We start from the raw sequence: 14,979 nt of genomic DNA on the forward strand, positions 1-14,979 counted from the left end.
ACTCCATACATTCAGGAGTAGCCGCCTGTCCTTCGCGTAGCCGGAGGGAGCTTGCTCGGCGCGACGAAGCAATCTCCCACCCCCATCCTGCTTGCCCCGTTTCTCGCGAAGCGAGGTACACGGGGCCCGGCTCGTCTTACGAGCGGGCGTTTCACGGCCCCGTTTCTCGTGAAGCGAGACACACGGGGAGGGGAAGCGAAGGGTCTGCTTTTGCGGCTTGGGCCACGGGGACCCCGGGAAGCAGGATAGGATTTGCTCCCATTCCTCTAATTAGGCTCCTCGTACAGCGTATATTGTATGGCGTACAGCCCGAGTTGGTGTGCAAGGTTTTCCCTTGACTTCGGCCTCAGGGCTGAATAGAATGAGGGTGTAGACCAATCGCTGGAGGCCTTGCTATATGAGGCCTTACAGGAATACGGGAGTCTCTCTGTTTTCAAGGAGTAGCGGATGAGAATTCGGATTTTGGCGATGACCGCAGTTGTGATTTGTGCTCTTACAGGAAGTAGTTCCGCGTTCATAGGATCTGAGCTTACAGCGCGGCTTGAGACTGCTGACGCTGATGAGAAGATACCTGTCATCATCTGTCTCAAAGAGCAGGCCCCGCGTGACTATCTACTTTCAGGAACTAAAGGCTTATCTCGCAAAGCCCGCAGAGAAATTGTGAGTTCGAGGCTGAAGCAGTTTTCAAAGGCTTCTCAAGAGGAAATTCTCGACCGGCTCCGCGTGTGGGAAGCGCAGAGAGCCTGCGAAGGGGTCCAATCCTACTGGATTTTCAACGGAATCATGGGTTCTCTAGTACCCGTTGTTATCAGGGAGCTCTCTGTAGATGGCCAAATAAAAGTAATAGTACTTGATAGTGAACCCATCATTCCAGCCAGTGGATTCCGCGACTTGGATAGGGCTCCTTTTCTCGCGGCACCAGCAGAAACGAGCTGGGCATCAAAACAGGTCAGGGCCCCGGAGGTGTGGCGCCTGGGATACAAAGGGCAAGGAGTCGTTGTAGGAATGGTTGATACGGGCGTCAACTACAATCATCTAGACCTTGAAAACAGGCTCTGGCACAACGAAGACGAGATTCCAGACAATGGCATAGACGACGATGGAAATGGGTATGTAGATGACTATATAGGCTTCAATTTTGCGAATTGGAACGGAGACCCCATGGATTATGACGGGCACGGAACCTGGACCGCTTCCATCGTGGTGGGTGACGGGACTGCCGGAAAGCTGACCGGAGTTGCTCCGGAAGCAAGAATTATCTGCTGCAAGGTGGGCGGGATGGCGACAGTGTGGTTGGCCTTTCAGTATTGCGCAGAAAACGGAGCAGACATAGTTAGTGTATCTATGGGCACTATGCACGGCAGCGGTTCCATTATTGCACGCTCTGTCTGCGACAATCTTCTCTTCAACGGTGTTGTTCTGTCAGCTGCCGCTGGCAATGGCGCGCACAATCCCGGTCACGAACCAGCGCCCTACGACATAATCACCCCGGGTGATGTTCCATCTCCTTGGTCCAGCCCCGTTGGGAAGAGCGCATGCATAAGTGTCGGAGCGACAGGCCCGAATGACACTCGTGCCTCTTTCAGCAGTTGGGGTCCAACCGAGTGGGATTTTGCCGCTCCTTATAATGACTATCCATACCCACCGGGTCTGATAAAACCCGATGTATGTGCCCCGGGAGTAGGGGTTCCTGGTGCCAGTTATAACAAGGTTGACGGGTATGCATCAGCAGATGGGACCTCGGGTTCTACGCCTTGCAACGCGGGCGTTATTGCTTTGATGCTGAGTGCAGATAGTACTCTCACTCTGGTAGAAATAGACTCTATTCTGGAAACGACTGCCAAAGAGCTTGGTATACCGGGTAAGGACAGCCTATTTGGCTCCGGAAGAGTCGATGCGCTCATGGCCATCGCATCTTCTAGGATGTGCTGGCTTTCAACAATCGACCACTCCATACTGGATGGAGGCACTGGAGACGGTGACGGGAGGCCTGAGGCTGGAGAGACAGACTCGCTCGTTGTCACATACACGAATGAGCCTTTGTGGCAGGATGCCAGCAGTGTATCCCTGACGCTTGTTTGCGGCGACCCTGGGATTTCCATTACTGATGGAGTTTCCGATCTCGGTCCGGTGGCCGCTGGAGACAGTGCCTCAAATATCTCCAATCCTTTTGTGTTCACTGTGGCTATGGGTTTTGAACCCAGAAAGGTCGATTTTGAAATCAGAATTGACGCGACCCCTGCAAGCTACGACACAGTGGACACGATAACCATGATGGTTGGGCACCCCTCTGTTCTTCTGGTTGATGATGATGGCGGTGGAGTATACGAGCGATTCTATCAAGAGTCTTTTGATGAGATAAATGTGGTCTACGATGACTGGGATGTTTCCACCATGGGGAACACCGGCTCTGCGTTGAACAACTATTGTCTGGTCGTATGGTTTACAGGGGATATGGGAGAATCAACTCTGACAGCAGATGACAGGTCTTATCTAGAGTCATATCTTGATGGCGGAGGGCTCCTTTTCCTGACTGGCCAGAACATAGGGCAGGAGATAGGAAGCACAAGTTTCTACTCAGATTACCTCCACGCCAGTTTCGTTCAGGCCGCCACGAATGTTTTCTTCCTTGACGGAGTCCCTGGCGATGAAATCGGCGATGGACTTAGACTGTTGACCATGGGAAGCCCTGGTGCAGGCAATCAGGTTTCGCAGGACATAATCGCTCCTTTGGCAGGTGCTGACAGCATAATCATGTATCTGCCCGGTGACTGCGCGGCAATAAAATATGACAGTGGTACCTACAAGGTTGTGTATTTTGGTTTTGGCTTTGAAGGAATAGCGTCCCGTCCGGCACAGGGCTTCGACAACAACTGGTTCATTCTGAGAAGAGTCATCAAGTGGCTTGGATGTCCCGAGGTGGGCGTCCAGGAAGGTTTTGATGTTCATCCTGCCGCTCCAGCGACCAGGCTTTTTCAGAATACGCCAAATCCGTTCTCTACAACCACGACGATTCGGTTTATACTGGGGGACGATGCCCTGCGCGAGAGGGTTAGCCTGGCAGTGTATGACGCGGCCGGCAGATTGATGGAAAGCCTGATAGAAGGCACTGTCGAGTCTCGGTTCAGCGCGTCTTTTGATGCGAGCAGCCTTCCATCTGGTGTTTACTTCTATCGTCTGGAGGCTGGTTCGGTTAATCTGTCCAGGAAAATGATTGTTGTAAAGTAGGAGGTGAAGAATCGAAATATTTCATGTAACTGTTTTCAACAACAACGTGAACTTACTAAATTCAAGATGGGGGGAATAGCGAGATGCGTCTTATTTCTATTGGTTTGATTCTGATAGCTTTCTTTTTCTGCAATGGAGCTGTTCTAGCGGACGACTACTCTAGAGGATATGTGCCGGGAGAAATGCTTGTCTGCTTCACAAAGGAAGCGAATGAACGAATATCTCTGAGAGACAGTGGTGGATTTGTCAGTGTGGGAATCCCATCAGTCGATGAACTGAATATGACGTATCAGGTCTATGATGGTAAGAGACTTATCTGGTGGGACAAGAACATGAGCGAAGCCGCGAAAGAGCATGGACTTGATAGAATCTATTACCTCCATCTGCCCAAGGATTCTGACATAGAGGTGATAGTTGCCCAGTATGAAAAGGATCCCAATGTTGAGTATGCAACACCCAACACAGTCTATAGAACCCATGTCGTTCCAAACGACCCCAGGTACGGGACTCAGTGGGGGCTGAAAAAGATTATGGCAGCAGAGGGCTGGGACATATCCAAAGGCGATTCCTCGGCTATCACTGGTTTCATTGATTCGGCAGTAGACTGGACCCATGAAGACCTGCACGATGGTCTGTGGATAAACGCTGAAGAGGATCTGAACGGAAACGGTGTTTTTGACACGTTTCCAGACGGAAACGGAGGGGACCTGAACTTCTATGACGATGATGGGAATGGATTTATAGACGACGTGATAGGATGGGACTTCATATCATGGGATTGGGATCCCACTCCGGATGTTATGGAAGGGAGCCAGCACGGGACGAGCACGTATGGCATTTCCAACGCGGTCACAGACAACGCCGTTGGAGTATCTGGGCTGGCGTGGGAATGTGTGGGTATGGCTTTCAGGTGTGGTTCCGGCTTATCTATCTTCACTGCACAGGCCATTCAGGCGATGTACTACGCTGTAGGAAATGGAGCACATGTGCTCAACAACTCGTGGGGTGGCTACTCCCCGAACTCCAACGTTAACGCTGTAGTTCAGTTCGCGCACTCGCAGAACCTTGTTATCGTTGCCTCTGCAGGCAATGATAACAGTCAGGCTATCCATTATCCCTCTGGATATGCCAATGTCATCGCGGTAGCGGCAACCGACGCCAATGACCGTAAATCGTCCTACTCCAACTATGGGACATGGGTTGACTGCTGTGCACCCGGTGATGGCATAGTGACCACTACGTGGCACAATGGTTATGAGTCTATTTATGGCACATCAGCATCCGCTCCATTCGTGACGGGGCTGGTTGCGCTGGTCAGAGGTCAGCATCCAGGATGGACAAACACCCAGATAGAAAATCAAATCCTGAGTCACTGCGGATGTGACAGTATAGACCATCTCAACCCCGGTTATGAGGGCAAGCTGGGATGGGGCAGAATCAACGTGTTCAAGACCCTGGGCACATCCGTCAAATCCTACGTTCATATGATAGGAGATATAACTGTGCTTGACGGCGGTACTGGCGATGGAGACGGCAGGCCGGAAAAGGGGGAGAGGGATTCGCTGGTTATATGGCTCAAAAATGAAGAATGCTGGTTGAACGCGCTTTCAGTGCAGGCAACCCTGGCGACCTCAGACACTGGTATCTACATGGTGGATGCCACAGTAATATTCCCTTCTCTTGCGAACGGTGACAGTGCCAACAATTCGTCAATGCCTTTTGTGTTTGATGTTTCTCCGGGCTTTGACCCTCACAGAGTCACCTTCCACGTGACAATAAACACATCGCCCAGCAGCTATCATACTGAGGACACTTTCAACCTGATGGTAGGACATCCCAGTGTCTTGCTCGTTGATGATGACGGCGGCGCCGGCTACGAACCTTTCTTTGAGGAGGCGCTCGATCAGATTTCAGTCGCCTTTGATGAGTGGGAACTTTTCAGTCAAGGAGATGTGGGCGGTGTACTGGCCAACTACTGCCTGGTGATCTGGTTTACTGGCGATCAAGTAGATAGCACGCTGGCCGCCCAGGATCAGACTGACCTTCAAACCTATTTGGACGCCGGAGGTCTTCTGTTCATCACTGGCCAGAACATAGGACAGGACATCGGAAGCGATCCTTTCTACGCGAACTACTTACACGCGAGTTTCGATCTGCCCACAACGAATGACAAGCTGCTCTATGGTGTTACGGGTGACGAGATTGGTGATGGACTCACACTCTTGACTGCTGGCAGCCCTGGTGCGGGAAACCAGACTTCGCAGGACATAATTTCGCCTCTGGCAGGTGCTGACAGTGTTATCATGTATGGTCCCGCCGACTGCGCGGCAATAAAATACGACAGCGGCACGTACAAAGTCGTTTACTTTGGCTTTGGCTTTGAAGGGATAGCGTCCCGTCCTGCACAGGGATTTGATAACAATTGGCTTGTAATGAGAGAGATAATCAAATGGCTTGGCTGTCCTCAAGTGGGAGTTGAGGAAGAAGTGGAGGTCCGAGCTCCGATTTCGAGGACGCACCTCTTTCAGATTACGCCGAACCCATTCTCTAAAGCGACGACAATTGAGTTTACGCTTGGAGGTGAAGCTCGCCGCGGCAAGACCAAGCTCGGATTGTATGATGCTGCAGGCAGACTGGTAGAGACGCTAATGGACGGCTTCAGCCAGCCGAAGTTCAGCATGTCCTTTGACGCGAGCTTGCTTCCGTCAGGTGTTTACTTCTTGAGGCTGGATACTCCTGAGGAAAGTCTATGCAGGAAGATGGTTATTGTTAAGTAATCTTATTGTGAAGGGAGGTGTTGACTGAGTATTCGTTACGGCCGCAGACTTTAATAAAACGAGGGGGTGCTTTGATGTTGAAATTTGGTGTAGTATTTTGCATCCTGCTGGTCCTCCCCGTCGCATCTCTTGCGCTGGATGGCTCGAATCTGGCCGGTCATCAGCGCGCAGCGGTTATTGAAGGGGATAGGGATGTTGCGCATGATTTGTCTTTTGATGTGCCCATAGACATTACATGTGAAGCACCTGGAGATACAGTAGGCCAGACGACCTACGATTGGTGGAGTAATGGGCCTGCCAAGAGAATGATCACCGTGAGCCCTGGAGACGGTGGCGTGCATCTTATCTGGATCGCTTCTGATCTGCCTAATCCGTTTGGGGATAGACATATGAAGTACAATGCCTATGACCCGGGGCTCGGTGACTGGGTCTTCGGAACTGGGATGACAGGCGGAGTGGTCGTGCAGTCTCTTTACAAGGATGGATACGGCACAATAGATATCGACTCTACTGGCGTGCCATTCGTCTCTTTGCACAGGACACCGCCTGGTGACTATTTGTCCGCGGTTGCCTATGATCTGTTTCCATATCTTGGTGCCTTCATAACCGTGGACTGTCCAACTGCTTTTCCCGACAGTTTCATATGGCCAAGAGTTGCAATCGACTCGGACGATATTATTCATGTAATCTCATCAAAGTATGGGGGAAGAAGGAAACTTGAGTACAGCCGGTCAACAGATCATGGTACTTCCTACAGTGCATGGACGGAGCTGGACACGCTCGGATATGGATGGCACAACGTAGCTGCATCCAAGCAGAACGGGACAGTTGCCGCGATATACTCAGTTGCGCCTGACTCTGTATGGGACCCGCCGGGAAAAAGCAACAGCCTTGTCGTCAAGGAATCGTTCGACAGCGGCGTCAGTTTCACAAAAACGACGATTCTCAAGAGTCTACTTGCCCCGGGAGACACTCTCGACTGCTTGCACTGGGGTGGAAACGGATTGTATGATGCAAATGACAGTCTCCACGTCGTGACCATAGCCACAAAGCCCGCTGACCCCGGCTACTACTATCCTATGGCTGCGTGCAACCTGTGGCACTACACTCCTGAGTTTGGTCTCAGTCTTGTATCCTCCTATGCATGGATGTATCAGACTCCCGCATTCGGTGGAATTTCTGGAATATACCCAAACACTCAACTAATACACATGCCTTCCCTTGGAATGGATAGTTACAGTGACTATCTCTACGTGCTCTGGCAAGAGTTTCCCTGGTATGAGCAGCAGGGAGGATTTGAGTGCGGCGAACTGTTCGTTTCCAGGTCCACAGATGGGGGCCAGACCTGGTCATTCAAGCACGATTTGACCAACACGCACAATGAATCCGATATGTATCCGGCAATGGCTGAGATAGTTGATGAAAAGCTCCACATAGTATATGAAGCGGATTTGGTTGCTGGTTCATACGTGCAGGGAGATTCTCCCATAAGCTTCAATCCTATCAAGTATCTGGAGCACACGATAGTGGATGGTGACGCGGAGGTTGTTTCGATCGATTCTCCTCCTACCGCGGTCACGCCCGGCCAGAGCTATACGCCACAGATTACTGTACGGAACGCTGGCTCAGGAACAATAAGCTTCTCAGTAACATGTCAGGCCGACTACGAAGGTTACGGCTTCTACATTGACACCCAGCCCGTGGATAATCTCGGACCCGGAGCATCGACTCAGATCTCTTTCATGGACTGGGTCCCAGATACGGTACTTGGAGGATATTCCGGAACATTCTGGGCGTGTGCTGGATATGTCGGCGATACGAACTATGCAAACGACTGCAAGCAGAAGGGAGTGCTTGTAGGCATAGAAGAGGTTTTCGGCGGCAGAAGCGGACCTCTCAAATTTGCGCTAGGCGAGGGGCGTCCCAGCCCGTTTGGTTCGGTAACGTCCGTTCGCTACGAGATAGCCGAAGCCGGTCACGTCTCGCTTGTCGTGTATGATATCGCGGGAAGGACCATAAAGACGCTCGTCGACAAAGACCTTTCAAAAGGCACCTACACTGCGACCTGGGACGGGAAGGATTCGGGTGGAGAGCTGGCTTCCAATGGAGTCTACTTCTACAGACTTACTTCCGGTGCTCACAGTGCGGTGAATAAGACTGTTCTTATGCGCTAGATTATACAAAGTCCTGAGTATGTCGAAGGACGAAAAGGGGCGGCTTCCGAGCCGCCCCTGAAACTTTTTGACCAGCTATATGCCATATGCTGTGCGAAACCATCCTGCACTTTGGGTATCTGGCAGAAGCAGATTCTTCGTCGGCCTGACGGCCTCCTCCCCGTGGAACGGGGCAGACAGAATGACAGGCGTTTTTCTTGTCATCCTGCCTATCGATAGTAACTGAGAAACTAAGAAATTTGGAAATTGTAGGGGAGGCGTTTCGGCGCCCATTTTGCTGGGCGGGGAGACGCCGCCCCTAAACTATTAAGATTTACCGGCAGATCTGTTTTCTTTAATGTACGAGAGGGTCGAGCGTTTCGTAGTCTGTAATTCCTGATGCATTTTGTTGTTGAAGTGTGAGGGGAAAAGGTTTAGGATAATGTAGGGCGCGTAAAGAGGTTGGGCGCATGTGTAGGTGTCATTTCACAAGAACGGGCGCATTAGTCCCGGGCAAAAATCCAGGGGGTGATAGGCATGGCAAAGTATTTTGTCTGCTTTGTATTGTTTAGTCTCCTTGTTTCCACTCAGGCGTATACCAGAAATCTGGATGGACATGGTGGTCCGGTTATGCTTCCGCCTCGTGTTCAGCACAAATCTCACACAGTCGGCAATATGAGGCTGTTCGTGTCCAACTGGGCCTCTGTAGGACTTTCGGGGTCAGACATCGGGCCTTGGGGGTGCGAGTTTCCGAAGTACTCCGAGGCCGACTATCTATACATAGGAGCTGTATGGATTGGTGCGATAGCCGATGGTGAGACACTCGTCTCTGTCGGTGTTGATGGTGGGATTCGGGAGAACAACTTCTTCCCCGGCTCATCTCCTGAAGACACAATCATAGAACGGTCCTGTGACCCCTGGTCCCCACACTACGATCCACAAGCTGTGTCCGAACAGGATCTGATTGCAATATATACTGATACGGTCGGCGAGCCATATAATCATCCCGATCACACGCCCCTGGGGATCAGAGTGACCCAGGAAAGCTATGCCTGGAGCCATACTCAGGGAGAAGATTTCATTTACATCAACTTCTGGATAGAGAATATTGGCACTCAGTTTCTTGCAGATGCCTACTTTGGACTATATATGGACCCGGACTGCACGCCGGTGACCTGGGACTATCTTTGCAGGTTTTGGGATGCTCAGGATGATGTTGTCGGTTTCAGAAGGTGGCGGGACGAATCCGACACCCTCTGGCCTTCTGGCACTGTCCTGTACAGGTGGGAAGATAGCACCTATGTTCAGCAGGTAGTTGAAGGCACCCCCAAATATCAGGACCCATCTGAGTACGTAATGACTGCGTGGACGGCAGATGCGGATGGTTGGTCGTATGAACCTTACTGTCCTCCCGTCAGATTGGGGTCAGCAGTCGGTGACCATTTTCTCTTTCCACATTGTGAGCGGGTTTCATTCAATTGGTGGCGCAGCGATCCCAATTGGGGACCTCATGACCCCGCAGACCCCACAGATCCGCCTGGCTATCCCTTGGGAGATGGTGCCAAGTACCGGATTATGAGCAACAACAGGATAGATCCAGACCAGATTTGCGATACACTGACCTACCCACCAGGCGTGGATAGTATCTTTGATACCAGATATCTCGTGGCATGCGGGCCTTTTGATATTGCACCTGGAGAAAGCCAATGGGTTCGGCTCGTCCATGTGGGAGGAGAAAACTTCCACAGAAGTGATGAACTCTGCGACTACGACTTCGCTGATCTTGCCTTGAATGTCAAGTACGACAACATCATCTACGACATTCCTGGCTATGACACTGACGGCGACGGAAACTTGGGTCAGTTTGTAGTGGTTAACGGGGACACTGAGTGGATATCTGGCGACGGGATTCCCGACTTCGGATTCCCAGACAGATGGCCACCCGCAGCTCCAAAGAATTTGAGGGTGGTCTCCTTTGACGATTCACAGATCACTCTGAACTGGCATCCAGGATATGAAAGTGATCTAGAAGGCTATACCATGTACAGGTCGACTGATGGAGATTCATTCACCGCCATAACCAGTGTTCTTGTGGATACATTCTACTCTGACTCTTTCAATCTTGTGATCGGTAATTGGTATTACTATAGGGTAACTGCCCTCGACACCTTTCTTGCGGAGAGCCCTCCCTCGAATGTGGACTCGGCGTTGTTTGGACGTCCCCATCCTCCAACTCAACTGACAGTAGATCTGTACACAAACGGATATCTGGACCTATCCTGGCAATCCCCGGGAGATCCTGATCTGGACAGTTACTCCATATATAGGAGGCAGGACGATGACACTTCCGGTTATGCAAGGATAGATTTCGGGATAACAGACGTACAGTACAGGGACACGACAGTTACAAATGGGATTCCCTATTGGTATGAGGTGACGGCGGTTGACATGAGCGGCCTTGAGAGCGAGCCTTCCAATGAGGCGTGGGGCCTTCCCATGGGTTTTGATTCCGGGATTTTGCTTGTAGATGCTACTAGGAATGGTCCGGGCATACCGGGTCTTCCCACTGATGAGCAGGTCGACAACTTCTATCACAGGATAGTTGAGGGCTTTGAATTCACTGACCTTGAGAACTCAAACGAGACTCATTCGCTGACACTTATGGATCTATCGCCATATTCCACTCTTGTCTGGCACTCCGATGATGTAGCCGTTCCTTCTGCTCCTCCTGAGGATATACTCACGGCGTACATGCAGGCGGGAGGGAATGTGTGGCTTGTGGGCTATCAGCTGCTTCTCGGTCTGGGCCAACAATTTCTCAGGACCTGTGGTGGTGTTGACAGTTTTTCGGTTAATGGACTGGCTGACTTCATCGGTGCCATGCGTCTTTCTGACTATCCGGGCTTGGTAGTGGATTCTAGCAAGGTGCTTGAGCCGTGGTTCGGCGCAATTCCTGGCGTCGCTGTCTGCTACCTTGATACGAGTTCACAGGCCATCTATGGTTACGATTCAAGGGTGGATTCGGTTCAGTTTGAGGGAAAACCTTGCGCATTTGCCAGGTTCGGGAATGACAACAACTTCGTCGGATTCTGGTTCCCTTTGTATCCAATGAAGGAGGATTCTGCCGTGCAAGCAGGCAGAGATATACTTGAAGACTTTGGTGAAGTTCCTACAGGGATAGAGGAGAGGTTTACCAGGTCTAAGGTATGGAAGTTTGAGTTGAGGCAGAACTTCCCTAATCCATTCTCTGGATCTACAAGAATCCAATTCACAATTCCACAAAAGGGCCAGCTGAGGTTGGATGTATATGATATCTGCGGAAGGCTGGTAGCAAACCTTGCTGACATGAAAGCAGTTCCAGGTCTATATGAGTATGACTGGAATGGCATAGACAGCAGAGGGAAACGAGTTGCGAATGGAGTTTACTTCCACAGGTTGAAGAGTGGAGGAAAAACAGCTACTAAGAAAATGGTCTTTATGAAATAACTTACACAAAGTACAGAGTACAAAGGACGAACTGAGTTAAGAAGCGTCGGGAGGTTGGGCGCATGTATAGATTTCATTTCACAGAAATGGGCGTATTCATCCCGGTCAGAAAATCTCGGGGGGTGATAGGTATGACAAGGTACCTTGTTTGCACTCTGTTGGTGCTTGGTGTTTTGGTCTTTTCGCAGGCACATGCAGCCATTTATGAAGGTGATGGCAGTCCTGTTGTGCAGAATCCGAACACTCAAATCAAGTCTCACACGTATGGAAACATGAAACTGGTCATTAGTAACTGGGGATTCTTCGGGAACGCAGGAGAGATCGACAAGTATCTATGGTCGTGCGAGTATCCTGCAAACTCAGGCCAGGATTACCTGTTTCAGGGTGCTATATGGATAGGTGGGATAGTCGATGGCGATACCCTGGTCTCTGTTGGGGCAGACGGCTGGCTCCGCGAGAACGAACTGTTTCCGGGTTCAACTGAAGGTGACACGATAATGGAAAGGTCGATTGACCCCGCATCTCCCCATTATTGGGACCCATCGGATACGACTGATCCTCTATACCTCAAGTATGGACGCGCCATAAGCGAACAGGATCTTATTGCCGTCTGCACAGATACAGTAGGTCCCCCATACGCTCCTCCAGACCACAGGCCTTTGGGGATAAAGATAACACAGCAGACCTACTGCTGGACACACGACTACATTACCGATTTCATACTGATGAAGTACTGGATTGAGAATATCCGTGGAGATATGAAGACCATAGAGGATGTCTATGTTGGCCTATACATTGACGCGGATGTTACCCCGGTCACGGATGACTATACTTGTACCTGGTGGTCAGCACAGGATGATATAACCGGATTCAGAGTCTGGAGGGATGAATCGGACACGCTCTGGGCACCCGGGACCATCCTTTACGAGTGGAACGGGGTGAGTTATGACTCGACAGATGTTGGAGGCACACCCAAGTATCAATCTCAATCAGACTACATAACTCAGGCGTGGGTTGCCGACGATGATGGCTCTCATCCTGAGGAGCAGTGTCCTGGCATGGGGATTGCGAACTCTGTTGCTGGCACAAGAGTCGTGTACCCCCCTCCTCAAGAGATATCCTACAACTGGTGGTTTTCTGATTTAGACGACAATCTGGACTGGGGGCCTCACCACCCCGAAGATCCGTACGACCCGGACGGGACACCTATGGGAGATACCGCGAAATACAGGATAATGAGTAATGGTTACTTGGATCCCGACCAGGTCTGCGATTCTCTTGAATATCCTCCAGGAATCGACAGCATAAACGATACGCGCTATCTCCTATCGTTTGGCCCCTATGATTTGCCTGCTGGAGATACTCTGATGTTGATGCTTGGATATGTTGGTGGAGAGCACTTCCACAACGGCAATCCATGGTGTGAATGGAGTTTTGAAGATCTGGCGTTGAACGCAAACTGGGCGTACATTCTCTATGACAACCCAGGGGTTGATACAGACAGCAGTGGATATGCTGGCGACTTCATCATTGTGGACGGTGAGACTGTGTATGTTTGTGGAGATGGCATTCCGGATTTTAGAGTTCCTGATAGCCTGCCGCCACCAACTCCAAAGAACCTGAGAATCACATCATTTGATGATATCCACCTTGACGTCGAATGGGAGCCAGTTTTCATGAAAGACATCAAGGGGTACCTGCTGTACAGGTCCAAGGATGGAAGTCCTTTTGCCCCGATAACAGATACCACTGTGGAGACCTCTTACTCTGACTCCTTTGGCCTTGATGTTGGTGCATGGTACTACTATAGGGTAACGGCCATGGATACCCTTCTGCAGGAAGGCACGCCCTCGAATGTTGACTCGGCATTGTTTGGACGTCCCCATCCTCCTACTGAATTGACAGTAGATCTGTACACAAACGGATATCTGGACTTAACCTGGCAATCCCCGGGAGATCCGGATTTGAACAGCTACTCCATATACAGGAGGCAGGACGATGATTCTTCAAGTTACGCAAGGATAGATTCTGGGATAATAGACTTGCAGTACAGGGACACGACAGTCACGAATGGGGTTCCCTACTGGTATGAGGTGACGGCACTTGATTTGAGCGGTCTTGAGAGCGAGCCTTCCAATGAGGCGTGGGGTCTTTCCATGGGCTTTGATTCCGGAATTTTGCTTGTGGACGCCACCAGGAACGGACCGGGAATACCGGGCCTTCCGACTGACCTAGAGGTCGACAGTTTCTATCACAGGATAGTTGAAGGCTTCGAATACACTGACCTTGACAATTCAGATGAGACATATTCGCTCACACTTGTGGACCTGTCGCCATATTCTACTCTTGTCTGGCATTCTGATGACATTTGGGCTCCTAATCCTCCCTCTCAGGTGGTACTCGCGGACTATATGCAGGCTGGGGGAAATGTCTGGCTTGTGGGCCACCAGCTCCTTCTCAGAATGACTGAATGGGGACCGAATTTCCTCAGGACATACGGCGGTGTTGACAGTTTTGTGGTTAATGCGGAAACAGACTTTGTGGGCGCCTTTGGCCTTGTCGATTATCCGGACCTGGAGGTTGATACAAATAAAGTGCTTGGACCCTGGAACGGCGCCCTTCCGTTTGTTTCTGTCTGCTACCTTGATACGAGTTCACAAGCCATATATGGCTACGACTCGAGAAGTGATTCTGCCCAATTCGAAGGAGAACCCTGCGCATTTGCCAGGTTCGGGAATGACTACAACTTCGTCGGATTCTGGTTCCCTCTTTATCCAATGAAGGAGGATTCTGCCGTGCAAGCGGGCAGAGACATACTTGAAGATTTTGGTGAAGTTCCTACAGGGATAGAGGAGAGGTTTACCAGGTCTAAGGTATGGAAGTTTGAGTTGAGGCAGAACTTCCCTAATCCATTCTCTGGATCTACAAGAATCCAATTCACAATTCCACAAAAGGGCCAGCTGAGGTTGGATGTATATGATATCTGCGGAAGGCTGGTAGCAAACCTTGCTGACATGAAAGCAGTTCCAGGTCTATATGAGTATGACTGGAATGGCATAGACAGCAGAGGGAAACGAGTTGCGAATGGAGTTTACTTCCACAGGTTGAAGAGTGGAGGAAAAACAGCTACTAAGAAAATGGTCTTTATGAAATAACTTACACAAAGTACAAAGTACGAAGTACAGAGTACAAAGTGCGAACGAAAAGGGGCGGCTTCCGAGCCGTCCTTTTTTTTTCCTTCGGGTCTGGAGTAGCCGCCTGTCCGGGCCGTTTCACGGCCTCCTTCGCACTCGGCTTCGCCAAGCATAAACTCCGTCGGAGGGAGCTTGCTCGGC

General features: G+C 50.7%; 5 protein-coding genes. All 5 read left to right on the forward strand.

Going from position 1 to position 14,979, the window contains the following annotated elements; all coding sequences use genetic code 11:
* Positions 1-447 precede the first annotated feature (447 nt).
* Entirely contained in the window at positions 448-3,228 is a 2,781-nt protein-coding gene (locus E3J62_04635; protein ID TET46291.1) for a T9SS type A sorting domain-containing protein, read from the forward strand.
* An 83-nt stretch (positions 3,229-3,311) separates the two neighbouring features.
* Positions 3,312-6,005 carry a T9SS type A sorting domain-containing protein gene (locus tag E3J62_04640; GenBank protein ID TET46292.1) on the forward strand — a complete coding sequence of 898 codons (2,694 nt, stop codon included), beginning with the start codon at positions 3,312-3,314 and terminating at the stop codon, positions 6,003-6,005.
* Between the two features lie 74 nt (positions 6,006-6,079).
* Positions 6,080-8,179, forward strand: coding sequence for a T9SS type A sorting domain-containing protein (locus E3J62_04645; GenBank protein ID TET46293.1), 2,100 nt, complete (start codon positions 6,080-6,082; stop codon positions 8,177-8,179).
* A gap of 516 nt (positions 8,180-8,695) precedes the next feature.
* The gene (locus E3J62_04650; protein ID TET46294.1) at positions 8,696-11,644 is read left to right on the forward strand and encodes a T9SS type A sorting domain-containing protein; all 2,949 of its coding nucleotides are present in this window, start codon (positions 8,696-8,698) and stop codon (positions 11,642-11,644) included.
* 62 nt (positions 11,645-11,706) lie between these two features.
* Positions 11,707-14,799, forward strand: a complete 3,093-nt coding sequence (locus E3J62_04655) for a T9SS type A sorting domain-containing protein (protein TET46295.1) — start codon at positions 11,707-11,709, stop codon at positions 14,797-14,799.
* Positions 14,800-14,979 lie beyond the last annotated feature (180 nt).

Source organism: candidate division TA06 bacterium (assembly GCA_004376575.1).
Taxonomy (GTDB): Bacteria; Hydrothermota; DG-26; order E44-bin18; family E44-bin18; genus E44-bin18.

Coding starts and splice junctions, on each gene's coding strand:
- E3J62_04650 (TET46294.1), top strand. CDS start 8,696: ATGGCAAAGTATTTTGTCTGCTTTGTATTGTTTAGTCTCCTTGTTTCC.
- E3J62_04645 (TET46293.1), top strand. CDS start 6,080: ATGTTGAAATTTGGTGTAGTATTTTGCATCCTGCTGGTCCTCCCCGTC.
- E3J62_04635 (TET46291.1), top strand. CDS start 448: ATGAGAATTCGGATTTTGGCGATGACCGCAGTTGTGATTTGTGCTCTT.
- E3J62_04640 (TET46292.1), top strand. CDS start 3,312: ATGCGTCTTATTTCTATTGGTTTGATTCTGATAGCTTTCTTTTTCTGC.
- E3J62_04655 (TET46295.1), top strand. CDS start 11,707: ATGTATAGATTTCATTTCACAGAAATGGGCGTATTCATCCCGGTCAGA.